Source organism: Bradyrhizobium sp. LA6.1, assembly GCF_040547805.1.
GTDB classification, from domain to species: Bacteria; Pseudomonadota; Alphaproteobacteria; order Rhizobiales; family Xanthobacteraceae; genus Bradyrhizobium; species Bradyrhizobium barranii.
The window spans coordinates 39,487-62,486 of sequence record NZ_JBEPQK010000021.1; the positions used below are offsets into that span (position 1 = coordinate 39,487).

The 23,000-nt window shown below is 64.8% G+C and carries 22 protein-coding genes; 4 read left to right on the plus strand and 18 right to left on the minus strand.

Going from position 1 to position 23,000, the window contains the following annotated elements; all coding sequences use genetic code 11:
* Positions 1-419 precede the first annotated feature (419 nt).
* Positions 420-932, plus strand: a complete 513-nt coding sequence (locus ABIB99_RS36530) for a GcrA family cell cycle regulator (protein WP_166348149.1) — start codon at positions 420-422, stop codon at positions 930-932.
* A 235-nt stretch (positions 933-1,167) separates the two neighbouring features.
* Here the strand turns inward: ABIB99_RS36530 and phoB are convergent, their stop codons facing one another.
* The 13 genes from phoB to ABIB99_RS36595 all read right to left on the minus strand — a co-directional run bounded on the left by phoB (position 1,168) and on the right by ABIB99_RS36595 (position 12,990).
* A complete protein-coding gene (gene phoB / locus ABIB99_RS36535) occupies positions 1,168-1,875 on the minus strand; it encodes a phosphate regulon transcriptional regulator PhoB (RefSeq protein WP_014491300.1) in 708 nt (235 codons plus the stop codon).
* Between the two features lie 15 nt (positions 1,876-1,890).
* Positions 1,891-2,607, minus strand: coding sequence for a phosphate signaling complex protein PhoU (gene phoU / locus ABIB99_RS36540; RefSeq protein WP_028155152.1), 717 nt, complete (start codon positions 2,605-2,607; stop codon positions 1,891-1,893).
* 11 nt (positions 2,608-2,618) lie between these two features.
* Positions 2,619-3,440 (minus strand): phosphate ABC transporter ATP-binding protein PstB, encoded by an 822-nt coding sequence (gene pstB, locus ABIB99_RS36545; RefSeq protein WP_063979878.1) that lies wholly within the window; start codon positions 3,438-3,440, stop codon positions 2,619-2,621.
* Entirely contained in the window at positions 3,437-4,282 is an 846-nt protein-coding gene (gene pstA, locus ABIB99_RS36550; RefSeq protein ID WP_063979879.1) for a phosphate ABC transporter permease PstA, read from the minus strand. Before pstA ends, pstB begins: the two co-directional genes overlap by 4 nt.
* Before the next feature lies 1 nt (position 4,283).
* Entirely contained in the window at positions 4,284-5,273 is a 990-nt protein-coding gene (pstC, locus tag ABIB99_RS36555; RefSeq protein WP_063979880.1) for a phosphate ABC transporter permease subunit PstC, read from the minus strand.
* Positions 5,274-5,416: 143 nt separating this feature from the next.
* Entirely contained in the window at positions 5,417-6,430 is a 1,014-nt protein-coding gene (pstS, locus tag ABIB99_RS36560) for a phosphate ABC transporter substrate-binding protein PstS (protein WP_063985930.1), read from the minus strand.
* 144 nt (positions 6,431-6,574) lie between these two features.
* On the minus strand, positions 6,575-7,873 hold the full coding sequence (locus ABIB99_RS36565) for an ATP-binding protein (protein WP_063979881.1): 1,299 nt from the start codon (positions 7,871-7,873) through the stop codon (positions 6,575-6,577).
* 31 nt (positions 7,874-7,904) lie between these two features.
* Complete coding sequence (locus ABIB99_RS36570) at positions 7,905-8,960, minus strand: putative bifunctional lysylphosphatidylglycerol flippase/synthetase (RefSeq protein WP_063979882.1); 1,056 nt, start codon at positions 8,958-8,960, stop codon at positions 7,905-7,907.
* A gap of 453 nt (positions 8,961-9,413) precedes the next feature.
* Positions 9,414-9,641, minus strand: coding sequence for an Rdx family protein (locus ABIB99_RS36575; protein WP_354118930.1), 228 nt, complete (start codon positions 9,639-9,641; stop codon positions 9,414-9,416).
* A gap of 11 nt (positions 9,642-9,652) precedes the next feature.
* On the minus strand, positions 9,653-10,585 hold the full coding sequence (locus ABIB99_RS36580; RefSeq protein ID WP_354180402.1) for a haloalkane dehalogenase: 933 nt from the start codon (positions 10,583-10,585) through the stop codon (positions 9,653-9,655).
* Positions 10,582-11,172 carry a TetR/AcrR family transcriptional regulator gene (locus ABIB99_RS36585; RefSeq protein ID WP_354180404.1) on the minus strand — a complete coding sequence of 197 codons (591 nt, stop codon included), beginning with the start codon at positions 11,170-11,172 and terminating at the stop codon, positions 10,582-10,584. Before ABIB99_RS36585 ends, ABIB99_RS36580 begins: the two co-directional genes overlap by 4 nt.
* Before the next feature lie 124 nt (positions 11,173-11,296).
* Complete coding sequence (locus ABIB99_RS36590) at positions 11,297-11,593, minus strand: hypothetical protein (protein ID WP_063979886.1); 297 nt, start codon at positions 11,591-11,593, stop codon at positions 11,297-11,299.
* A 2-nt stretch (positions 11,594-11,595) separates the two neighbouring features.
* A complete protein-coding gene (locus ABIB99_RS36595) occupies positions 11,596-12,990 on the minus strand; it encodes an OmpA family protein (RefSeq protein WP_354180406.1) in 1,395 nt (464 codons plus the stop codon).
* A gap of 164 nt (positions 12,991-13,154) precedes the next feature.
* Here ABIB99_RS36595 and ABIB99_RS36600 point away from each other — a divergent pair, with 164 nt between their 5' ends.
* The gene (locus ABIB99_RS36600) at positions 13,155-14,213 is read left to right on the plus strand and encodes a polysaccharide deacetylase family protein (RefSeq protein ID WP_354180408.1); all 1,059 of its coding nucleotides are present in this window, start codon (positions 13,155-13,157) and stop codon (positions 14,211-14,213) included.
* Between the two features lie 182 nt (positions 14,214-14,395).
* The gene (locus tag ABIB99_RS36605) at positions 14,396-15,196 is read left to right on the plus strand and encodes an SDR family oxidoreductase (RefSeq protein ID WP_063979889.1); all 801 of its coding nucleotides are present in this window, start codon (positions 14,396-14,398) and stop codon (positions 15,194-15,196) included.
* 175 nt (positions 15,197-15,371) lie between these two features.
* Here ABIB99_RS36605 and boxB read toward each other — a convergent pair whose 3' ends face one another.
* From boxB to ABIB99_RS36630, 5 genes are all read right to left on the minus strand, one after another.
* On the minus strand, positions 15,372-16,808 hold the full coding sequence (gene boxB, locus ABIB99_RS36610; RefSeq protein ID WP_063985931.1) for a benzoyl-CoA 2,3-epoxidase subunit BoxB: 1,437 nt from the start codon (positions 16,806-16,808) through the stop codon (positions 15,372-15,374).
* A 129-nt stretch (positions 16,809-16,937) separates the two neighbouring features.
* Positions 16,938-18,626, minus strand: coding sequence for a 2,3-epoxybenzoyl-CoA dihydrolase (gene boxC, locus ABIB99_RS36615; protein WP_354180411.1), 1,689 nt, complete (start codon positions 18,624-18,626; stop codon positions 16,938-16,940).
* Between the two features lie 116 nt (positions 18,627-18,742).
* Positions 18,743-19,270 (minus strand): DUF309 domain-containing protein, encoded by a 528-nt coding sequence (locus ABIB99_RS36620; protein ID WP_354180413.1) that lies wholly within the window; start codon positions 19,268-19,270, stop codon positions 18,743-18,745.
* Between the two features lie 18 nt (positions 19,271-19,288).
* Positions 19,289-20,107, minus strand: coding sequence for an alpha/beta fold hydrolase (locus tag ABIB99_RS36625; protein WP_354180415.1), 819 nt, complete (start codon positions 20,105-20,107; stop codon positions 19,289-19,291).
* 247 nt (positions 20,108-20,354) lie between these two features.
* Complete coding sequence (locus ABIB99_RS36630) at positions 20,355-21,896, minus strand: benzoate-CoA ligase family protein (RefSeq protein WP_354180417.1); 1,542 nt, start codon at positions 21,894-21,896, stop codon at positions 20,355-20,357.
* Positions 21,897-21,924: 28 nt separating this feature from the next.
* Between ABIB99_RS36630 and ABIB99_RS36635 the strand changes: the two genes are divergently transcribed.
* Positions 21,925-22,941, plus strand: a complete 1,017-nt coding sequence (locus ABIB99_RS36635; protein ID WP_256376492.1) for a helix-turn-helix transcriptional regulator — start codon at positions 21,925-21,927, stop codon at positions 22,939-22,941.
* Positions 22,942-23,000: the final 59 nt, after the last annotated feature.

Genomic DNA, 23,000 nt, shown 5'->3' on the forward strand with positions numbered 1-23,000 from the left:
ATTGCGCAACGCACCATTGACCGGCCCGGAAAACGAAACGTGCCGCCTTTTAAGGGCGGCACGTGTGACTATCTTATGCCTGGTGAAACCGGTGTCAATGCCGCCCGGAAAGCCTCGCGAAACGCAGAATCCGTAGTCTTGCGGTGGCGATTTTGCGTATTTCCGCCACGGAACATGTGGAAGCGAGTCGGCGGACTCTTGCGCGTGAGTCACGCCATATTGTAGCGTTTGGCTTGTCAGATACGACATCTCGTGCAGCAGTTCTGATCCTCTAAGTCCTCATGTACCGGCGTAAGCGTTCGGGCGCATCTGGTGCGCCCGGCGAGCCTTAAGGGATTCTGGCGGCACGGGTTTTTCGAAGCTTAGGCATTCGCCGTGCGGCCGCCAGGATGGCAGGCGCCGGCGAAGGAAAGGGTGCAATGACCGTTTTGACCTGGTCGGATGATCGCGTCGAGCAGCTGAAAAAGCTCTGGGAGGCCGGGCTTTCGGCCAGCCAGATCGCCGCTGAACTCGGCAATGTGACCCGCAATGCCGTAATCGGCAAAGTGCACCGGCTCGGCCTGTCGGGCCGCGCCAAGAGCCCTTCATCGGCAGCGCCGCGGCCGCGCAAGGCGCGCCCCGCCCAGCACATGATGCGGGTGACACGCCCGATCGCGCGCGGCAACACCGCGCTGGCGCAGGCCTTCGAAGTCGAGGTCGAGGCCGAACCGGTCACCTACGACAACGTCGTGCCGATGAGCCAGCGGCTGTCGCTGCTGGAGCTGAACGAGGCGACCTGCCACTGGCCGGTCGGCGATCCCTCGAGCCCGGATTTCTTCTTCTGCGGCGGCAAGGCGCTCTCCGGCCTGCCCTACTGCGCCCAGCACTCGCGCGTGGCGTATCAGCCCGCGGCCGATCGCCGGCGCGCGCCGGTGAAGCCGGGTCCGCGCTGAGGTATCGGATTAGCTGACTACGAAGACGGCGCCGTCACGCGATGACGGCTCAACTCACTCGGTGTCGTCCCTGCGAACGCAGGGACCCATAATCCCGGCGCGTAGTTATTGCGCGGGATGATCACTCCGAGTCGTCGCCAAACCACTCCCTGTGGTTATGGGTCCCCTGAGTTCACAGGGACGACATCGAGGATGCGGTGGCAGCCCGCTAAATCACGTCTGCCACAGCAACCCCTTACGCCTGCTCCGCCTTCGCAAAACGATCGTCCAGTGCGTAGCCCGCGCCGCGGACGGTGCGGATCGGGTCCTGCTCGCGGCCGAGATTGAGCAGCTTGCGCAGGCGGCCGATATGGACGTCGACGGTGCGCTCGTCGATGTAGATGTCGCGGCCCCAGACGCTGTCGAGCAGCTGCTCGCGCGAGAACACGCGGCCGGGATGCTCCAGGAAGAACTCCAGCAGACGATATTCGGTCGGACCGAGATCGATCGGCCGGCCCGAACGCGCCACGCGACGCTTGTCGCGGTCAAGCTCGATGTCGCCATAGGCGAGCACCGTGGCAAGCCGCTCCGGGCTGGCGCGCCTGAGCAGGCCCTTCACGCGTGCCAGCAGCTCCGGGACCGAGAACGGCTTGACGATGTAGTCGTCGGCGCCGGTCGCAAGGCCCCGCACCCGCTCGCTCTCCTCGCCGCGCGCGGTGAGCATGATGATCGGGAGCTGCTTGGTCTCGGGCCGGGTGCGCAGCCGCCGGCACAGCTCGATGCCGGAGAGGCCCGGCAGCATCCAGTCGAGCACGATCAAATCGGGGATGTGCTCCTTGAGGCGGGTGTCGGCGTCGTCGCCGCGCATCACCGTCTCGACGTCATAGCCGTCGCCTTCGAGGTTGTAGCGGAGAAGCTCGGTGAGAGCTTCCTCGTCCTCAACCACCATAATGCGTGCGCCCATGGTGTTCGTCGCTCCTTAAGTGTTCGGGACCGTCGTGGCGAAGGTCGTCATGTCGCCCTTCGGCCGCTTGTCGGTGATCGCCTGGCCCTCGATCATGTAGAACACGGTCTCGGCGATGTTGGTGGCGTGGTCACCGATGCGCTCGATGTTCTTGGCGCAGAACATCAGATGGATGCAGAACGAGATGTTGCGCGGATCCTCCATCATGTAGGTGAGGAGCTCGCGGAACAGCGAGGTGCAGATGGCGTCGACTTCCTCGTCGCCCTTCCACACCGCCATCGCCGCCGGCAGATCGTGCGCGGCATAGGCATCCAGCACCGACTTGACTTGTTGCTGCACGAGGTCGGTCATGTGCTCCAGACCGCGGAACAGCTTGAGCGGATGGAAATCCGTCTCCAGCGCCGCGACGCGCTTGCCCATGTTCTTGGCGAGGTCGCCGATCCGCTCGAGATCGGTCGCGACGCGCATGGCGCCGACGATCTCGCGCAGATCCACCGCCATCGGCTGGCGGCGCGCGATGGTGAGAACGGCGCGCTCCTCGATCTTCTTCTGGAGCGCGTCGAGCTCGGCGTCGATGGTCACGACGCGCTGGCCGAGCGCGACGTCGCGGCGGATAAGCGCGTCGACGGAATCGACGATCATGCGCTCGGCGATGCCGCCCATCTCGGCGACCAGGCGCGTGAGCTCCTGGAGGTCGGTGTCGAAGGCCTTTGCGGTATGTTCAGAACCCATGTTCCGTCTCCTCAGCCGAACCGGCCGGTGATGTAATCCTGCGTGCGCCGGTCGGTCGGCGACGTGAAGATCTTGCTGGTGTCGTCGAACTCGATCAGCTCGCCGAGATACATGAAGGCGGTCTTGTCGGAGACGCGCGCCGCCTGCTGCATGTTGTGGGTGACGATCGCGATCGTGTAGTTCTCGGACAGCTCCTGGATCAGCTCCTCGACCTTGGCGGTCGAGATCGGGTCGAGCGCCGAGCAGGGCTCGTCGAACAAGATCACCTCGGGCCGCACCGCGACCGTGCGGGCGATGCAGAGGCGCTGCTGCTGGCCGCCGGAGAGCGACAGGCCGGAGGCGTTGAGCTTGTCCTTGACCTCGTTCCACAGCGCGCCACCGCGCAGCGCCTTCTCGACGCGGTCGTCCATCTCGGACTTCGAGATCTTCTCGTAAAGGCGGATGCCGAAGGCGATGTTCTCGTAGATCGTCATCGGGAACGGCGTCGGCTTCTGGAACACCATGCCGACGCGGGCGCGCAGCAAATTGAGGTCCAGCTTGGGGTCGAGGACGTTGGTCTGGTCGAGCATGAGCTGACCGGTGACGCGCTGGCCCGGATAGAGGTCGTACATCCGATTGAAGATGCGCAGCAGGGTCGACTTGCCGCAGCCCGACGGGCCGATGAACGCCGTGACGCGGTTGGTGCCGAGCGCCAGATTGATGTTCTTCAGCGCGTGGTGCTCGCCGTAATAGAAATTGAGGTTGCGCACCGTCACCTTGGCCGGAGCTTCGGGCAGCACCGGCGCCTGGGGCAAACCACCGGCCGCGCTCATCGATACGGAAAGATCACTCATTTTGCGGTCCTCTCGGCGCTCAGAATGCGCGCGCCAATATTCAGGGCAAGAACGGTCAGGGTGATGAGCAGCGCGCCGCTCCAGGCGAGCTGCTTCCAGTAGGCGTAGGGGCTCTGCACGAAATTATTGATGGTGACCGGCAGGTTCGCCATCGTCTTGTTCAGACCCAGGCTGAAGAACTGGTTCGACAGCGCGGTGAAGAGCAGCGGCGCGGTCTCGCCGGCGACGCGGGCGGTGGCCAGCATCACGCCGGTGATGAGGCCCGAGCGCGCCGCGCGATAGGCGATGCGCTTGATCACCAGCGAGCGCGGCAGGCCGAGCGCCGAGGCCGCCTCACGCAGTGCGTTCGGCACCAGCAGCAGCATGTCCTCGGTCGTGCGCAGCACCACCGGGATGACGATCACCGCAAGCGCGAGGCAGCCGGCAATCGCCGAGAAGCCGCGCATCGGCACCACCACCGCACCATAGATGAACAGGCCGATGATGATCGAGGGCGCCGAGAGCAGGATGTCGTTGATGAAGCGGATCACCGAGGTCAGGCGGTCGTTGCGGCCGTACTCGGCGAGATAGGTGCCGGCGAACAGACCGAGCGGCGCGCCGATGCCGACGCCGAGCACGGTCATGATGATCGAACCCACGATGGCGTTGCGCAGGCCGCCCTCGGTCGAGCCCGGAGGCGGCGTGTCCGCAACGAAGAGCTCCAGGTTCAGGCCGGCAATGCCGTTGTAGAGCAGCGTCATCAGGATCAGCGCGAGCCATGTGACGCCGAAGGCAGCGGCAGCCAGGCAGAGCACACGGATGACGATGTCCATGCGGCGGCGGCGTGCGTAGATCGGGTTCATGTTACTTCCCCGCCTTCTTTTCAAGACGCATCAGCATCAACCGTGCAGCCGCGAGCACGAAGAATGTCAGCACGAACAGCAGCAGGCCGAGCAGGATCAGGCCGGACTGGTGCAGGCCGTCGCTCTCGGCGAACTCCGATGCGATCGCCGCCGAGATCGTGGTGCCCGGGGCAAAGATCGACGACGAGATGCGGAACGAGTTGCCGATGATGAAGGTCACCGCCATGGTCTCGCCGAGCGCGCGGCCGAGCGCCAGCATGACACCGCCGATGACGCCGACGCGGGTGTAGGGGATCACCACGCTGCGCACGACTTCCCAGGTGGTGCAGCCGACGCCGTAGGCGGCTTCCTTGAGCACCGGCGGGACCGTCTTGAACACGTCGACCGAGATCGAGGTGATGAAGGGCAGCACCATGATGGCGAGGATCAGCGCCGCGTTGAACAGGCTGAGATAGGACGGCGGGCCTGCGAAGATCGCGCCCAGCACGGGGACGCCGTCGAAGATCTTGATCATGAAGGGCTGGAACGTGTTGGCCAGGAACGGGCCGAGCACGAAGAAGCCCCACATGCCGTAGATGATCGAGGGAATGCCGGCGAGCAGCTCGATCGCCATGCCGATCGGGCGGCGCGCCCATTGCGGGCAGAGCTCGGTCAGAAAGATCGCAATGCCGAGACCGACCGGAATGGCGATCGCCATCGCGATGAAGGAGGTGATGAGCGTGCCGTAGATCGGGCCGAGCGCGCCGAGCACGGGCGGATCTGCCGACGGCGCCCAGCGCTGCGTCCACAGGAAGGCGAAGCCGTATTCCTTCATCGCCGGGAACGCGCCGACGATCAGCGAGATGATGATGCCACCGAGGATGAGGAGCACCGAGATCGCGGACAGCCGCGTGATCCAGTAGAAGGTGAGGTCGCCGAGCTTGAAGGCGCCCAAGGCCTTGGCGCGGTCATACGGTCCGGCGTCGTCGATTACATCGCTCTGAACGGCCATCTCTGCCACGCCGATCCCCTGTGCCCGTTTGATATACGCTTGTTGTCGGTCTTGTTGTTGGTCTTGCGCTCCGGATGCGGCGCGAGGCCGATCCGGAGCGGAGGTCTTGTGAGATCCCGGCGCCCAGTCCGGGACAAGAGCGCTTAGCTCTTGATCTCGGCAGCCCAGGTCTTCTCGATCAGCTGGACGACCGGGTCCGGCATCGGGATGTAGTCGAGTTCTTCAGCCGCCTTGCCGCCGCTCTTGAAGGCCCAGCGGAAGAACTTGATGGCTTCCTGCGAGGCTGCCTTGTCGGTGGCATCCTTGTGCATGAGGATGAAGGTCGCCGCCGTGATCGGCCAGGACTTGTCGCCGGGCTGGTCGGTCAGGATGACGTAGTAGCCGGGCGCCTTGGCCCAGTCGGCATTGGAAGCCGCGGCCTGGAAGGCCTCGACGGTCGGCTGCACCGGCTTGCCGGCCTTGTTGACGAGACCGGTGTAGGTCAGCTTGTTCTGCTTGGCATAGGCGTACTCGACGTAGCCGATCGAGTTCTTGGTCTGGCTGATGTTGCCCGACACGCCTTCGTTGCCCTTGGCGCCGACGCCGACCGGCCACTCGACCGCCGTGCCCTCACCGACCTTGCTCTTCCAGTCCGCGCTGGCCTTGGCGAGGTAGTTGGTGAAGTTGAAGGTGGTGCCCGAACCATCCGAGCGGCGGACCACGGTGATCGCGTCCGACGGCAGCTTCACGTTCGGATTGAGCTTCTTGATCGCGGCGTCGTCCCACTTGGTGATCTTGCCGAGATAGATGCTGGCCAGGGTCTCGCCGTCGAACACCAGCTCGCCGGGCTTCACGCCCTCGATGTTGACGACCGGAACGATGGCGCCCATCACCATCGGCCACTGGACGAGGCCGTCCTTCTCGAGCTGCTCGGCCTTGAGCGGCGCGTCGCTGGCGCCGAAGGTCACGGTCTTGGCCTGGATCTGCTTGATGCCGCCGCCGGAGCCGATCGACTGGTAGTTCAGACCGTTGCCGGTCTCCTTCTTGTAGGCGTCAGCCCACTTGGAATAGATCGGGAACGGGAACGTCGCACCGGCACCCGTGATGTCGGCAGCAAACGCCGCCGTCGCCGATGCGGCGACCAAGCCGGCAGCGACGATAGTTTTGATGAAATTCATGGTGGTCTCCATACAGGGGAGCGAAGCGCCATCCGCGCCCGATCGCGCTCCCCGTGCCGCCCCTTTAGGAGCGGTCGGCTGTGCTTTTACGAAGGTTTCGTGACAGCTGGATGACACGGCCAAGCGATTGAAATCGCTTGAATATCAGGTTGAAGCCGCGGTCTTCGCCTGGGGAAAACAGGCCGTGAAAACGGCGCCCTGCTTGGGCACGCTCTCGATCAAAAGCCGGCCGCGATGGCGGTTAAGAATATGTTTCACCAGCGATAATCCGAGCCCCGTCCCGCCCTGCGAGCGGCTGTCGCCGACGTCGACCCGGTAGAACCGCTCGGTCAGTCGCGGCAGATGCTCGGGCGCGATGCCGGGTCCGAAATCGCGGACCAGGACCCGGATTTCCTGAGTTCCATCAGTGGCTGCCGCGGCGGCCAGCGACACGATGACACGTCCGCCCGACGCCCCGTATTTGAGCGCGTTCTCGATCAGGTTCTCGAACAGGCGGAGCAATTCCTCGCGATCGCCCGCGATCATCACCGGGGTCTCAGGCAGATGGGTTTCGACCTCGACCTGGCGCTCCCGCGCCAGCGGCTCGAGCCCGTCGGCGACCTGGAAGATGATCGGCAGCAGGTCGACCAGGGTGTCGGGCCGCACATGGGCCGACAGCTCGACCCGCGACAGCGAGAGCAGATCGTCGATCAGGCGCGCCATCCGGGTCGCCTGGTTGTGCATGATGCCGAGGAACCGCTCGCGTGCCTTGGGATCGTCCTTGGCCTGGCCCTGGAGCGTGTCGATGAAACCCGACAGCGCGGCGAGCGGCGTGCGCAGCTCGTGGCTGGCATTGGCGACGAAGTCTGCGCGCATCTCCTCGACCCGGCGCAGCGGCGTCTGGTCGTGGAATGTCATCAGCATGCATTTGTCGGCGCCGCCGAAGGAGGTCGGCACCGGCACCGGTGTGATGGTCAGCTCCATCCAGCGGTCGACCGGCACATGGTCGAGATAGGTCGTGCGCCGCGGCTCGGTGGTCGCGATCGACTCCCGCAGCGCCGTGATGATCTCCGGCGAGCGCAGCGCGAACTGGGCGAGCTCGTTCTTGCGCAGTGCCGGCGCCAGCTGGGCGGCGGCGGCATTGAGATGGATGACACGCCCGGCGCGGTCGAGCAGCACCGCCGGATCCGGCATGCCGGCGACGACCGCGGCCACCGCCGCGCTCTCGACCGGGTTGACGCGGCGGGTGTCGTCGCGCGAGGCGGCATTGTCGTGCAGCCGCCAGGGGATCAGCGCCGCGGCCGCGATGCAGAGGAACACCGTCGCCGCCCGCATCACCGACAATTCGCCGAGCGAGACCACCACCGACAGCGCCAGCGCCGCGGCGATCAGGATGACGGTCGAATGCCGCAGCCGGTCGGACCAGGGCTGCGCGGAGGGAGAAGATGGGGCGTCGATCGCCATCGGGGCGGGCTTCTCCTAGGGGATGCGCCGGTCAGGCGCCGGTGTCGCTGCGCTCTCTCACATAGGCGGCTTCACGCGCCGGGCCGGGGTCGAGCTTGAGCGCCGCCTGCTGCAAGCGCTTCGATCGAGCGCCGATTATAACCTCGCGAAACGTCAGCAAGATTACAGATATGACAAAGGGGGAGAGATAATAGAGGACGCGGAACAGGAGCATGCCACCCAGCAGCTCCTCGCGGTCCATCTGCCAGAGCCCGACCAGCATGGCGGCATCGAACACGCCGAGCCCTCCCGGCGAGTGGCTGGCGAAACCGAGCAACGTCGCCGAGACGAAGATCACCGCGACCACGACGAAGCCGAGATTGGGCTCGTCCGGGACCAGCACGTACATCGCGAGCGCACAGAAGCCGAGATCGATGATGCCAATGGCGATCTGGAGCAGCGTCAGCGGGCCGCCCGGCAGCACCACGGTCCAGGGCCCGCGGCCGACCACCCGCGGCTGGGTCCAGACCCAGACCACATAGGCGACCAGCCCCGCGATGATCATCATCGCCAGCATCCGGTTCAGCCAGGGCGGAAGCTGGTCGATCGCGGCAGCGGCTTCCGGATGGTAGGAAATGCCGAGGCCGAGCACCGCGGCATTGCCGAGCCAGAAGGTCAGGCCGGCGAGGAAGCAGATCTTTGCGACGTCGATCGCGTTCAGGCCATAGGCAGAATAGATGCGGTAGCGCACCGCGCCGCCGGTGAAGACGCTCGCGCCGACATTGTGGCCGATCGAATAGCTGGTGAAGGCGGCGAGCGCATTGATGCGGTAGGGCACATGGGCGTGGCCGATCGCGCGCACGGCGAACAGATCGTAGAAGGTCAGGGTGAAATAGCCCGCGGCCACGAACAGCGCCGCCATCGCAATCTGGCTCGGCTCGGTGCTCTTGATCGCTTCGAGGACCTCGTTGACGTCGATGCCCCGCAGCATGTGGTAGAGCACATAGCAAGCGATGCCGATGACCGCGACGCTGATCACAACTCCAAGCTTATGCAGGACTTGCTTCTGGCGCAGAAACGTCATCGCCCTGCGTATGGCTTCCAGCATCTAGACCTCGAACAACGCTTCAGCGGCCGGGGTGGCCGGCGGACAGGCGGACGACGCACAGGCATTCAACGAACCCTTGCCGCCGGCTCCGGCATCGCGCATGCCCCATGCCCTTCCACTAGCGCGTTTTGGGGCGGAGTGGAATTCAGCAATTCGAACAAAAACTCGTGCCTTCAATATTTTAGGCAGGGTTGCGGGCTCCTGATGCACGGATTGGCGCTTTCGGCGGCAAGACTGACGCGAATCTCCATGGCAATCCTGCGCAGGCGCCATGAAGTTTTGATGATTTCGACCGCACAATGTTCCGTCACGACTTAAGCCGACGTCAATCTATGGGCCGCCCCCGCCTGGCGAAAGAGGGGGTGGCCGGCGCTGTTGTTCAGGGATTTCAGGTGGGCCGAAAGGCCGCGGCGACGGCCGCGGCCTCAGGAAGCGATCGGAATCCGCCCCGGATCAGTGCCACGCGGAAGTGACGGCGGCCACGATTTCGTCGGTACCGGGAAAGTGGCCCTTGCTGCGGCTGGCGACGATGCTGTCGCCGACCTTGACCTGGAAGATCCCACCCTTGGCGGGCACGAGAGCCGCCTCCAGCGCCAGATGCTGCCGCAGCGCAGCAGCGGCGTCCTTGGCGCGCTTCTCGTAGCCGCAGGGACGGCAATAGATGATGGTCACATCAGCCATCTCGCCCGCCTTCAGGCAGCGCGCTGCTGGCGCACGGCTTCAATGCCGGCGATCCAGCCGGCGACGGAGCGGCCGATCGCCTCGGGGTGATCCTCCTGGAGAAAGTGCAGCCCGGGTCCGAGGCGCACCAATGCGCAGTGATTCAGCGAGGCTGCGAACCGCTCGGCGAATTCGGGCGCGACGAGCGCGCCGGGCGTGCCCGAGAACAACAGCTTCGGATAGGACGATGCAGCCAGCGCCGCATGCGCGGATTGGAGCGTCTCGTAGACGTCGGCGGGCTCGCCTGCGATCGGCAGTTCGCGGGGGAAGGCGAGAACGGGCCGGCGGCTCTCCGGCGTCGGGAATGGCGCACGGTAAGGCGCCATCTCGTCCTCGCCGAGCTTGCGAACGATGCCACCGGGCAGCACGCGTTCGACGAACGCGTTCGCCTTGAGGATCATCGCTTCGCTCTCGCCCGGCGTCCTGAATTTGCGGAACGCCGCCCTCGCCGCCTCGGCGTGGTCCTGCTCCTCCGCGACCTCGGTGTGGTGAAAGTCCTGCCAGGTCGGCATCGGGCGGATGAACTCCATGAAGGCAAGGCCGCGCACGAAATCCGGCCGGCGCGCAGCGAGATGGAACGCGAGCGCGGTGCCCCAGTCCTGCGCGACAAGATAGGCCGATTTGATGCCGCGCTGTTCGATGAATGCATCGAGATAGCGGACGTGGTCGACGAAGCGATAACCGATGTCGGGCTTGCCGGACTGGCCGAAGCCGACGAGATCGGGCGCGATGCAATGTGCGACCGGCGATACAAGCGGCAGGATGTTGCGCCAGATATGCGACGACGTCGGGTTGCCGTGCAGGAACAGGGCAGCGGGCGCATCGCGATCTCCCGCCTCGCGATAGGCCATCGTGCTTCCCAGCACGGACGCTTTGAGAATCTCGATTTCAGTTGGCTTGCTCATGTCAGCTCCCTGAAGACGGTTTGAAAGGCGATGGTCTTGAAACGTTCGAGGGCGTTGGGATTGCGGTCGACCTTCATGCGCAGGATCGCGCCCTGCCAGGACGCGAGCAGGAAATCGGCAAGCTCTTCGGGCTCGAAATCGGATGCGATCTGGCGGCACGTCTGGGCGTCCCTGATGCAGGCGGCGAACGGCGCGCGCCATTGGGCGAAGATTTCGGCGAGACGCGCGCGCAGCATTTCGCTGCTGGCTGATGCCTCCAGGCTGAGATCACCGATCAGGCAGCCGCGGCCATAGCCGTCAGCCTCCAGCCGGCCGGTGATGATGTCGAGATAGCGCCGCAGCCGCGCGCGCGGCGTCAGCGAGGTGTCGTCGAGCGCCTCCGCGACCAGCCCCCTCGTGGTGTCGAAGTAGCGGTCGAGCACCTCGGAGGCGAACACCTCCTTGGAGCGAAAATGGTTGGTGAAGGACCCCTGCGGCGCGCCTGCCGCAGCGGTGACGTCGCGCACGCTGGTGCCGTGATAGCCGGTCCGGAACATGACCTTCAGGCCGGCATCGAGGATGGCGTCTTTGAGTGAGGGCTTGGGCATAAGAAAATAATACGTACGTACGTATTAATGTCAAGCGCATTGTGATCGTTCGGCAATTTGCTTGCCGATCAAGCCGCTATTGCAATGTTGGATAGAGGCCCGCCCTCCGAGCGAGCCTGAAGATCTAAGCCGCCGGCTGGCTCCGCGAGACCACCCTGTCGCGCAGCCAGGCACCGATGGTGCAGCCGACGAGGTAGCAGGCGAACATGACCAGCCCGAGATCGAGCCAATAGCCGAAGCGGCCGGGCACCACATGCGCGAACGAGGCTGCGACCAGGGCGGCGGCAAGCACGGCGAGCCAGCGCGCGGTCACCTTCGAGGTGCCGTTGCCGCGCTGGACCACCGAGATCCAGCCCATGCAAAAGCCCAGCAGCAGCGAGCCGATCAGCCAACCCAGATGGAACGAGACGAGATAGGGCATCATCACCTCACCAGAAATTCGATGCGGCGGTTCTGCGCCTTGCCTTCGTCGGTGTCATTGCCGGCGAGGGGTTGCGTGGCGCCATAGCCGACCGGAGTGAAGCGGGTGGCCGGCAGCCCGGCCTTGACCAGATAGTCGATCACAGCCTGCGCGCGCTTCTCCGAGAGAGCCTGGTTGAAGGAGTCCTCGCCATCGGCATCGGTGTGCCCGGCCACCTCGATATTGGTGGTGGGGCAGCGCAGCGCCGTCTCGATCAGGTGGTCGAGAATGCCGGCGGAATCCGGGTCGATGTCGGCGCGTTTCGTTGCGAAGCGGATCTTGCCCTTGTTCAGGAGCTCCGAGAACAATTGCTGGCAGACCGTGCCGTCGACCGGGCCCGCGGCAGGCTTCACCGTAATCTCCGGCTTGTACTGCCAGTTCTTCGGAAAGTCCTTGCCGAGGCCCGCGCGGATGTCGTTGGCGGCCCCTTCATAGAGCGCATCGCCCGACAGCTTCACCTCGCGATCGGACACCACGAGCGTACCGGTCGACAACCGCGACAACGCGCCGAGCGCGGCGACCACGGCAGTATTGAAGGAGCCGGGTGCGCCGACGCTGGCCTTGAGATTGTCGACGACCTTTTCGGTGAAGAACTTTCGCGAGGCACTCGTTGCAATGGCCGCATGCACGCTGTTGTCGGGCACGTAGCCGGTCAGCGTCACGGTCGCGGCAACCGGATCCTTGTAGGCCTGGAAGATGTAGGGCGGCGCCTTGACATCGTTGGCGGTGACCGAAAAGCTCTCGGGCAGGTTCTTGAGCGCGGCCGCGATCGCCTCACGACCGCCGAGGTCGCGCGCCATGCCCGACAGATTGACCTTGGTGTCGGTGATCGTGATCTTGCCGTCCTTGAGCTTGCCTATCTGGTCGAGCAGCAGCATCGCGGCCGCCTCGAACCGCGGCGGCGCGCCGCGCGCCAGGCCCATCTGATCGGCGACCTCGGTCCCGTTGACCTCCTTGCGCGCGGCCTCGGTCAGGCGCGCCTTCATCGACGGCAGGGGCGCGGAGCCGGACAGCGTCACCCGCACCACGTCACGCTCGGCATTCCAGACGAAGGGCGTTGCTTCGGGAACAAGGCGGGTCCGGTCGTCGACCAGGCGCACGCCCGGGACGAGCTCGACCGCCATCACGGCATCGCGGCGCCCCTCCTCGGAAAAGGCGTCCGCAGCCAAGCCGACGTCCCGGCCGTCCACCGCGATCCGGGTCTTGTCCAGAACGGTCTCCTTGAGCGCCGCCGAGCTGCGGGCGGACAGGTCCGCCTCCACCGGCAAGGTATTATTCCAGGCCGCAAATCCCCACATGACGGCCAGGGGGATCAGCCCTGGCCACCATTTGCTGGCCCACCTGAAAAGCTTCTGCATTCAACGACCCGAACTCTGGAACCGGAGACAAAACAAACCCTTGGCGGGCTGTCAAACCGGAAATGATGCCCTTCCGAAGGCCATGCGTCGACAATTGGAATAACTTTTTCTTCAAGGGTTCTTCCGTAAGTTGAAAGTGGAATGCCAGAGTTCGCCAGCCGGTCATGAAACAACTCCGAAACAACGTCATCCGCGCCGGGCTGGGGGCACTCTATTTCAGCGGGGCGCACCACCTGTTGCGCCCGCTCTTGTCGGGCGTCGGCGCCATTTTCATGCTGCACCATGTGCGGCCGGCCCGCGAGGCCGCGTTCCAGCCGAACCGGCACCTCGAAGTCACCCCCGATTTCCTGCGCGCCACGCTGAGCCATTTGCGCTCGCGCGGGATCGACATCGTCAGTATGGACGAGCTGCATGAGCGGCTGGTGCAGGGCCGGTTCACCCGCCCCTTCGCCGCCTTCACCCTCGACGACGGTTACCGCGACAATCTCGAATTCGCGCTGCCGGTTCTGCGCGAATTTGACGCGCCCTTGGCCGTCTATGTCGCGAGCGAGTTCGCCGAGGGCACCGGACGTCTGTGGTGGACCGCGCTGGAAGCCGTCATCGCCAAGACCGAACAGATCGACATCCAGATCGGCAATTCCGCACTGCGGCTGGATGCAACGACCCCTGCCGCAAAACAAATGGCGTTCGACCGCCTGCACGATTGGCTGCGCGCGTTGCCGGGCGAACATGATCTCAAGCGCGAGATCGAGGCGCTCTGCGCCAGATACGACGTCGACATGGCCGCGCTGTGCCGCAGCCTGTGTCTGTCCTGGGACGAGGTGAAGGCATTTGCCGCAGATCCGCTGGTCACGATCGGCGCGCACACCATCAGCCATTGCAATCTCGCCAGGCAGAGCGAGGGGATCGCCGCACAGGAGATGGCGGTAAGCCGCGCGCGGATCGAGCAGGCGCTCGGCCGTACCGTGCTGCACTTCGCCTACCCCTATGGTGACCGCGAAGCGGCGGGCGAGCGCGAATTCGCTCTCGCTGCATCGGCCGGCTTCAAGACCGCGGTGACGACCCGGCCCGGCATGCTGTTCGCAGAAAATGCCGGCCACATGACCGCGCTGCCGCGCGTCTCGCTCAACGGCAATTACCAAGACGCGCGAATTTTGCCGGTGCTGACCTCAGGCGCCGCGACCGCAATGTGGAACGGCTTTCGCCGGATCGCGGCGGCCTGATCCATCAACACACTCAGACCTCATCCTGAGGAGCGCTCCAAAGGAGCGCGTCTCGAAGGATGGCCGCCCGCATCCTTCGAGACGCGCTCACGCGCTCCTCAGGATGAGGGCGGAGCTGGCCAGCGCCTTCCTTGACTCCCCTCTCGGCCGCGCTCAAAACGGCGTCAACCAAGGGAGGCACCATGTTCAACGATCTGTTCTCGCTCAAAGGCCGTGTCGCGCTCGTGACCGGCGGGTCGCGCGGCATCGGCAAGATGATCGCGGCGGGCTTCCTCGCGCAAGGCGCGGCGAAGGTCTACATCACCGCGCGCAAGGCCGGGCCGTGCGAGGCGACGGCGAAAGAGCTCTCCGCCCAATATGACGGCGAATGCGTCGCGCTGCCGATCGATATCTCGACCATCGAGGGCTGCGACAGGCTGGCCTCCGAAATCATCAAGCTGGAGCCGAAGCTCGACATCCTCGTCAACAATGCGGGTGCGGCCTGGGGCGCGGATTTCGACGAATTCCCGGAGAGCGGCTGGGACAAGGTGATGGACCTCAACGTCAAGTCGCTGTTCTTCCTGACCAAGGCGCTGGCAAAGCCGTTGCGCGCGGCGGCCTCGCACGAGCGGCCAGCCAAGGTGATCAACATCGCCTCGGTCGACGGCATCTTCGTCAATCCCAGCGAGACCTATTCCTACGCCGCCAGCAAGGCCGCCGTGATCCATCTGACACGGCGCATGGCGACGAAGCTGATCAAGGACAACATCAACGTCACCGCGATCGCGCCGGGCGCGTTCAAGTCCGACATGAACCGCGCTGCGCGCGACCATGCGGACGAGGTCGCAAAGCGCATTCCGGCGCGGCGTATCGGAACCGATGAGGACATGGCCGGCGTCGCGATCTACCTCGCCTCGCGCGCGGGTGATTACGTGGTCGGCAACACCATCGCGGTGGATGGCGGCGTGGTGTACGCCAATGCGGGGCTGGAGATCGCCGGGTAGGCGGGGCGTTTCAGCACAGAGCGCGCGTCACACTCCGCAGTCATGCCCCGGCTTGACCGGGGCATCCAGTACGCTGCAGCGTCTCGATCTATCTCTGCCGCCTCTGGAATACTGGATCACCCGCTTTCGCGGGTGATGACACCATTTGCATTGTGCGAGGGTCGAACCCTGACTCTTACGACTCGATCTTCACGTACTCGAAATCGCCGGGCTTGTTGTCGATGCCGACCTTCGGCGGCGAGATCCAGGAGGCGAACTGGCCGGTCTCGGTGACGGGCTGCATCAGCGAGGTGATGAAGTCGCCGTCGGCGGTCGAGGGCAGCCACTCGTCCTTGCGCTTCGCCCAAATGGCATCGTCGATCAAAAGACCATCCGGCGTCGCATGGATGCCCTTGAACTCGCCGATATGGCGATGGAAAGCGACGTTGGGCAGTTTGAGCTGGAAGTTATAGCCGGCGGTCGAGATCACCTTGTTCCAGCGCAGCATGCCCTTGACGCAGTCCTGGCTGTAATCGTCGCGCAGGCGCATGTTGAGCGCCGTCAGCGCCGGCTCGTCGACCAGCTTGATCTCACCGTCGATGAACTTGAGCACCGGATAGGTGGCGTTCTTGAGCTGGTGATCGTCGTCGATCTGGGTCTCGTGATAACGGCCCTTGATGCCGGTGTTGAAGGCGTTGGCCGCGTTGGTCGAGACCTCCGAGCCGAACAGGTCGAGCGACAGCGTGTAGTGCAGGTTCAGCTTCTTCTGGATCGTCGGCAGGTCGATCACGCCGAGCGCGCGAACCTTTGCGATGTCGGTGGGATCGGTGATGCCGGCTTCGCGCATCGCGTCACAAGTGCGCTGCACGACGCGGGTGATGCCGGTCTCGCCGACGAACATATGGTGCGCTTCTTCCGTCAGCATGAAACGGCAGGTGCGCGACAAGGGATCGAAGCCCGACTGCGCGAGCGAGTGCAGCTGCATCTTGCCGTCGCGGTCGGTGAAGTAGGTGAACATGAAGAAGGACAGCCAGTCCGGCGTCGCCTCGTTGAAGGCACCGAGCATGCGCGGCGCATCGGCATCGCCCGAGCGACGGCGCAGCAAGTCATCCGCTTCCTCGCGGCCGTCGCGGCCAAAGTACTTCTGGAGCAGGTAGACCATCGCCCAGAGGTGGCGGCCTTCCTCGACATTGACCTGGAACAAATTGCGCATGTCGTAGAGCGAGGGCGCGGTCTTGCCGAGGTGGCGCTGCTGCTCGACGGAAGCCGGCTCGGTGTCGCCCTGGATCACGATCAGGCGGCGCAGCATGGCGCGATACTCGCCCGGGACTTCCTGCCACGCAGGCTCGCCGAAATGCTCGCCGAACGGAACGACGCGATTTTCCTCCTGCGGCGCAAGCAGGATGCCCCAGCGATAGTCGGGCATGCGGACATAATCGAACTTGGCCCAGCCGCGCGGATCGACGGAATAGGCGGTGCGCAGATACACCAGCGACTCCTGAAAGCCTTCCGGCCCCATGTCGCTCCACCAGTCCATATAGCCGGGATGCCAGCCCTCCAGCGCCTTCAGCACCTGGCGGTCTTCGGCGAGATTCACGTTGTTGGGAATCTTGGTCGAGTAGTCGACGTTCATGATGTTCATGGTGGACCTCCCGTGGGGGACTGATTCATTCAACGATTTGCATCGAACCGTGAGCTTGCGAATGGCGAATGGTGAGTAGCGAATGGAAATCCCTATTCGCCATTCACCACTCCCTACTCGCTAAACTCTCGTCATATCGAATTTCGGCTTCTGGCCGCTGCCGTAGCGGCGCAGCGCGCCTTCCTCGCCGACCGCGTTCGGGCGCTGGAAGATCCAGTTCTGCCACGCGGTCAGACGCGAAAAGATCTTCGATTCCATCGTCTCGGGGCCGACGAAGCGCAGGCTCGCTTCCATGCCGGTGAGGCTGTCGGGCGAGAAGCTGGCGCGCTCCTCGAGGAACACGCGCACCTCGTCGTCCCAGTCGATGTCGTCGAGCGCGAAGGTGACGAGGCCGAGCTCTTCCGCCTGCTCGGCGTCGAGCGCGGTGCCCATGGTGGCTTCCGCACGCTCGACGTCGGACGGATCGGCCTGGAAGCGCGATTCCAGCCGGGTCAGGCCGTGGCTCATCGGATACGGACCGAAGTTCATGGCCGACAATTCGATCGACGGCGGCGGACGGTTGTCGCCCTGGCGCGCGCCGATCAGCATGTAGGAGCGGTCGGCGGCGAAGACGAGCTCGGCGAGCGTGCCGGCAAAGCAGGAGCCGGGCTCGACCAGCGTCACCAGCGTGCGCGAGGTGACGTCGATGCGCTTCAGCACGCGCTTCCAATAGTGCCTGATTTCGTTGACCAGCCAGTGCGCCTTGTTGGCTTCGAGGAAGGCATCGGATGCCAGCACATGGGCGCGGTCGCCATGGCTCTTGAAGACGAGCATCGCAATCTCGAGCTCGTTGATGCGCAGATGCAGGATCGCGTCGTCGAGCTCGCGCGCGACCTGGAGCGGCCAGAACGAAGATCCCTGCGCCATCATGCCGTCGATGTCGGCCGGCGGCGCGGTCTCCGGCGCCTTGATCGAGATGGTGGCGATGCGCGCCGTGCGATCGATGTCGACGCTGACAAAACCGTAGCGGATGCTGGTCTCGTCGATGACGCGCCTGAGCGGTGTTAGCGCAATACCCTTGCCGCTGCCCTTGCGCTTCGACTGGCCCGCGAACTCCTTGGCGCGCTCGGCGATCTTGGCCTCGAGCTTCGAGTTCGGCGCGATCTCGTCGACGAGACGCCACTGGACGGCGCGCTTGCCCTTCACGCCTTCCTCGATGGTGCAGAAGAAATCGGCGTGGTCGCGCCGCACCTTGCGCTTGTCGACGACGCGGGTGAGGCCGCCGGTGCCCGGCAGCACCGCGAGCAACGGCACTTCCGGCAGCGCAACGGCCGACGAGCCGTCATCGGCGAGGATGATGTGGTCGGTCGCGAGCGCCAGCTCATAGCCGCCGCCGGCGGCCGAGCCGTTCACCACCGTGATGAAGCGTTGGCCGGAATTCTCCGACGAATCTTCCATGCCGTTGCGGGTCTCGTTGGTGAATTTGCAGAAGTTCACCTTGTGGGCATGCGTCGAGCCCGCGAGCATGCGGATGTTGGCGCCGGCGCAGAACACGCGGTTCTTGGCCGAGCGCATCACCACGACCTTCACCTCGGGGTGTTCGAAGCGCAGGCGCTGGACGACGTCCGCCAGCTCGATGTCGACGCCGAGATCGTAGGAATTGAGCTTGAGCAGATAGCCCTCGAACAGGCCGCCATTCTCGTCGACGTCCATGGTCAGGGTGGCGACGTCGCCATCGACCGCAAGCTTCCAGTGCTTGTAGCGGGACGGTTCGGTCTGGAAATCGATGAATGTCGCGCCGCCTGCGAGGCGCCGATCTTCCCCGGCCATGGGCCACCCTTGAGCTTGGTTATGCGTTTTGGCTGTAGCGTTAGATGCACAATAGTGCATCTTTTTGAAAGCGTCTAGCCCTTAACGGCCATCGCATGCACTTTGTTTCATGAGACCTATTGAGACCGCACGATGGCGCCGAGGGTGATCCAGTCCGCCTTGGAGAGTTCGGAACGGCCCAGCTTGGCCTGGAGCAGAGCCGTCAGCGCCGGAATGGGGAAGCTCTCGACAAAGCCGTCGCCACCCGCGGCCGCCTTGCGCGAGCTCAGCGCCCGCAACTCTGCCTGCGCGTCGCCGAACAGGCGCGCGGCCGAATGCAGCCGCTGCATGCGCAGTCGCAAATTGGCATTGGCGATGTGAATGCAGGCGCGCAGAAGAATGCGCTCGCGGCCGCCTTGCGGGGCTGCGGCCCAGACCGCTTCCAGCACCTCCTGCGATTCCCAGAAATAGCCGCGGTCGTTGAGCGCGAGCCCATAGCGCAGCGCCGGATGGCGCGCCGGCACGTAGCCGCGGAAGGCCGAGGGCACCAGCGCCTTGGCCAGGTCAAGCGTCTCGTAATCCGCGTCGACCCCGTCGGTCTCGCCCGGCACATAGGCCCATCGCGGCCACGGCAACGGACCGCTTGCATCCGAAGGCACATTCATGGATGTGCCTCCGCAGGATCATGCGGCGCGTCCCTGAAGTCCCTGATCGTCGCGCAGGGCCGCTTTTGCAAATTGCTCAATCGCGTCAAGCGTCGCCCCCGGCGCTTCACGATGCGGGGAATGTCCCGCGTCTGAAATAATTTTCAAATCTACCGGACAGTAGCACTCTTCCTGCGCAATATCGACCTGTCGCAATGTCCCATATTGGTCGTCCTTGCCCTGCACGACCAGGATGGGAACGCGGATGTAGGCGAGGTATTCCGAGATGTCCCAGTCGCGGAATTTCGGATCGAGCCAGGCGCCGTTCCAACCATAGAAGGCGTTGTCGACATCCTTGTGCCAGCGCGCCAGCTTCGCCTTGAGGTCGGTGGTCTCGAAGGTCGTCTTGATCGCTGCGATGGATTTCACCGAGATGTCCTCGACGATGAAATGCGGCGCCATCAGCACGAGGCCTTGCAGACGGTGATCCTGATGCGCGCCGGCATAGATCGTCGCGATCGAAGCGCCATCGGAATGGCCGAGCAGGAGGCCGCGCTTGAAGGAAACCGCATCGAGGATCTTCGGCAGCACATCCAGCGCCTCACGCTGCATGTAATCGAGCGGCCGCGGCAGCGTGACCGGGCTCGACTGGCCGTAGCCCGCGCGCGAATAGACCAAGATGCCCGCGCCGGTGGCTTGCTGGAGCTTCTCGGGCAAGTCGCCCCACAGGCCGACGGAGCCGAGGCCTTCGTGCAGCATGACGATGGTCGGCGCGTCGGCGGATTGCGGCGCGAGCCATTTGTATTCGAGGCTGGCGCTGCCGATGGTCAGGAAGCCGGTGGGGATGAGGTTGGTCATGGTCGCATTCCTGTTCGCTCCGTCTGCATCCTCCCCTGGAGGGGGAGGGTCGGCTCACATGGAGCGCAGCGAGATGTGAGACGGGGTGGGGTGACAGTCTCTCGGCGGATGCGGTGCCCGAGTGGAGAGATCACCCCACCCCGCTCCGCATTGCGCTTCGCTCCATGCGAAGCGACCCACGAGCGAGCTTCGCTCGTCTCGGACCCCTCCAGGGGAGGGTAAGCAAGCGAGTCCGCCGCCTGCACGCTCAATTCGCGCCCTCGCGCAATTTGAACCGCTGGATCTTCCCCGTCGCCGTCTTCGGCAGTGACTCCACCACGTCGATCCAGCGCGGATATTTCCACGGGCCGATCTTCTGCTTGACGTGCTCTTTCAACATCTCCTGCAAGTCCGCCGTCGCCGCGCCCGGACGCAGCACGACGAAGGCCTTCGGCTTCAGCAGGCCTTCCGGATCGGCTTCCGGCACGACGGCGGCTTCGAGCACGGCGGGATGCGTGATCAGCGCGCTCTCGACCTCGAACGGCGAGACCCAGATGCCGGAGACCTTGAACATGTCGTCGGCGCGGCCGCAGAAGGTGTAGCGGCCCTCGCCATCCCGGACATATTTGTCGCCGGTGCGGGTCCATGGACCTTCAAAGGTGCGGCGGCTCTTGTGGCGCTGGTTCCAGTAGCCCTCGCCGGCGGAGGGCGCATCGACCAGGAGCTCGCCGACCTCGCCGTCGGCGACATCCCGGCCGGCCTCGTTGACGAGCCGCACCGCATAGCCCGGCACCGGCTTGCCGGACGAGCCGTATTTGATGTCGCCGGGCGCGTTCGATAGGAAGATGTGCAAGAGCTCGGTCGAGCCGACGCCGTCGAGGATGTCGACGCCGAAGCGTGCCTTCCAGCTGTTGCCGACGGATTCCGGCAGCGCCTCGCCGGCCGAGGTGCAGATGCGGAGCGACTTGCCGCCGCGCTCGGCTTTCATCGCCTCGTCGTTGAGCATCGCCGCGAACAATGTCGGCACGCCGTAGAAGATCGAGGGATTGTACCTGTTCATCAGGTCGAACATGCGCGCCGGCGTCGGGCGCTCGCTGTTCAACACCACGGTGGCGCCGACCGACATCGGAAACGTCAGCGCATTGCCGAGGCCATAAGCGAAGAACAATTTTGCCGCGGAGAGGCAGACGTCGTTCTCGCGGATGCCGAGCACCTGGCTTGCATAGGTGTCCGCGGTCGCCTGCAAATTCGAATGGATGTGGCGCACGCCCTTGGGCATGCCGGTTGAGCCCGACGAATACAGCCAGAACGCAGGCTCGTCCGGATGCGTCGCGGCGGTCGTGAACTGGTCGCTCTCGCCGGCGATCTCTTCCGCGAGCTGCCTGTGGCCGTTCATCTTGGCGCCGGAGACCACGACGTGCTCGAGATCCGGCATGCGGCCGACGACGTCCTTGATGACAGGATAGAGCGCCTCGGAGACGAACAGCACGCGCGCGCGGCAATCGGCGAGGATGTAGGCGTATTGGTCCGCGGTCAGCAGCGTGTTGAGCGGCACCGGCACGATGCCGGCGCGGATCGCGCCCAGGAACACGATCGGGAAATCGACCGTGTCCAGCATGATCATCGCCACGCGCTCCTCGCGGCGGACCGCGAGCCGGCGTAGCATGCTGGCGGCGCGCCGGGTCTCGCGCTGGAGCTCGCCATAGGTGAGCCGCGAGACGGTGTCGTCGAAGACGAGCTTGCCGCCCCTGCCGTCCTCGACGTTGCGGTCGAGCAGCCAGGTCACCGCGTTATAGGATCCCTCGCTCACGGACTTCTCCCCCGAATTCAGAATTATAATTCATAGAAAGACACCGCGGCGGCTTGCTGTCAATGCTGGCAGGCATTATGTTTCATTAAAACGCGCCGCAGGGCATCAACTAAAGAAGGCCCATGATCTGCAGTCCATGACCGACAGTCCCGACGCCGAATCCCGATTTCTCGAACAGCTCGGCCAGCGCGTGCGCACCATGCGCGCGCTGCGCGGCATGTCGCGCAAGGTGCTCGCCAAGGTATCAGGGATTTCGGAGCGCTACATCGCGCAGCTCGAGAGCGGCAAGGGCAACGTCTCCATCGTGCTGCTGCGCCGCGTCTCCGACGCGATGGGTGCGCATCTGGAAGACCTGCTTCCCTCGGCCGATCCGACGCCGGACTGGCAGATGTTTCGCGACCTGCTGCGCAAGGCGACGCCGGCGCAGATCGCTCAGGCCAAGGACGTTCTCGCCGGCGGCAGCGCGTCGGCGCCGCGGCGCGCGCCGTTCTGCGGCATCGCGCTGATCGGCCTGCGCGGCGCCGGCAAATCGACGCTTGGGCGGATGCTGGCGAAGAAGGTCGGCTGGAGTTTCGTCGAGCTCAACAAGGAGGTCGAGCAGCAGAACGGGCTCTCGGTCGCCGAGATCATCGCGCTCTACGGCCAGGAAGGCTTTCGCCGCATGGAGCAGGCAGCGCTGCAACAGCTGCTCGCGCGCAACGAGCTGATGGTGCTGGCGACCGGCGGCGGCATCGTGTCGGAGCCGTTGACCTTCGACCAGATCCTGTCGTCGTTCTACACGATCTGGCTGAAGGCCGAGCCCGAGGAGCACATGGCCCGCGTTCGCCGCCAGGGCGACCTGCGCCCGATGGCGGACGACCGCTCCGCAATGGCCGAGCTGCGCAACATCTTGCTGAGCCGCGAACCGTTGTATTCGCGCGCGACGGCGGTGGTCGATACGGCAGGGCTGTCGGTCGATGCGGCGGCTGCACGGCTGATCGATGCGGTGCGGCCGGTGCTGCAAAACGAAGCGCGGAGTTTCGGCCTGCGCAGCGTGGCGCTGTAAGGCGATCTCTCACGGCACGCTCGCTGCGTTCCCTCCCCCCCTTGCGGGGGAGGGTTAGG

What these genes read in the sequence shown, in the direction of transcription:
- ABIB99_RS36595 (WP_354180406.1), bottom strand. Translation starts at nt 12,990, where the DNA reads ATGCAGAAGCTTTTCAGGTGGGCCAGCAAATGGTGGCCAGGGCTGATC.
- ABIB99_RS36620 (WP_354180413.1), bottom strand. Translation starts at nt 19,270, where the DNA reads ATGAATGTGCCTTCGGATGCAAGCGGTCCGTTGCCGTGGCCGCGATGG.
- ABIB99_RS36575 (WP_354118930.1), bottom strand. Translation starts at nt 9,641, where the DNA reads ATGGCTGATGTGACCATCATCTATTGCCGTCCCTGCGGCTACGAGAAG.
- pstB (WP_063979878.1), bottom strand. Translation starts at nt 3,440, where the DNA reads ATGAGTGATCTTTCCGTATCGATGAGCGCGGCCGGTGGTTTGCCCCAG.
- boxC (WP_354180411.1), bottom strand. Translation starts at nt 18,626, where the DNA reads ATGGCCGGGGAAGATCGGCGCCTCGCAGGCGGCGCGACATTCATCGAT.
- ABIB99_RS36625 (WP_354180415.1), bottom strand. Translation starts at nt 20,107, where the DNA reads ATGACCAACCTCATCCCCACCGGCTTCCTGACCATCGGCAGCGCCAGC.
- pstC (WP_063979880.1), bottom strand. Translation starts at nt 5,273, where the DNA reads ATGGCCGTTCAGAGCGATGTAATCGACGACGCCGGACCGTATGACCGC.
- ABIB99_RS36585 (WP_354180404.1), bottom strand. Translation starts at nt 11,172, where the DNA reads ATGCCCAAGCCCTCACTCAAAGACGCCATCCTCGATGCCGGCCTGAAG.
- phoB (WP_014491300.1), bottom strand. Translation starts at nt 1,875, where the DNA reads ATGGGCGCACGCATTATGGTGGTTGAGGACGAGGAAGCTCTCACCGAG.
- ABIB99_RS36600 (WP_354180408.1), top strand. Translation starts at nt 13,155, where the DNA reads ATGAAACAACTCCGAAACAACGTCATCCGCGCCGGGCTGGGGGCACTC.
- ABIB99_RS36570 (WP_063979882.1), bottom strand. Translation starts at nt 8,960, where the DNA reads ATGCTGGAAGCCATACGCAGGGCGATGACGTTTCTGCGCCAGAAGCAA.
- ABIB99_RS36605 (WP_063979889.1), top strand. Translation starts at nt 14,396, where the DNA reads ATGTTCAACGATCTGTTCTCGCTCAAAGGCCGTGTCGCGCTCGTGACC.
- boxB (WP_063985931.1), bottom strand. Translation starts at nt 16,808, where the DNA reads ATGAACGTCGACTACTCGACCAAGATTCCCAACAACGTGAATCTCGCC.
- pstS (WP_063985930.1), bottom strand. Translation starts at nt 6,430, where the DNA reads ATGAATTTCATCAAAACTATCGTCGCTGCCGGCTTGGTCGCCGCATCG.
- phoU (WP_028155152.1), bottom strand. Translation starts at nt 2,607, where the DNA reads ATGGGTTCTGAACATACCGCAAAGGCCTTCGACACCGACCTCCAGGAG.
- ABIB99_RS36590 (WP_063979886.1), bottom strand. Translation starts at nt 11,593, where the DNA reads ATGCCCTATCTCGTCTCGTTCCATCTGGGTTGGCTGATCGGCTCGCTG.
- ABIB99_RS36565 (WP_063979881.1), bottom strand. Translation starts at nt 7,873, where the DNA reads ATGGCGATCGACGCCCCATCTTCTCCCTCCGCGCAGCCCTGGTCCGAC.
- pstA (WP_063979879.1), bottom strand. Translation starts at nt 4,282, where the DNA reads ATGAACCCGATCTACGCACGCCGCCGCCGCATGGACATCGTCATCCGT.
- ABIB99_RS36530 (WP_166348149.1), top strand. Translation starts at nt 420, where the DNA reads ATGACCGTTTTGACCTGGTCGGATGATCGCGTCGAGCAGCTGAAAAAG.
- ABIB99_RS36580 (WP_354180402.1), bottom strand. Translation starts at nt 10,585, where the DNA reads ATGAGCAAGCCAACTGAAATCGAGATTCTCAAAGCGTCCGTGCTGGGA.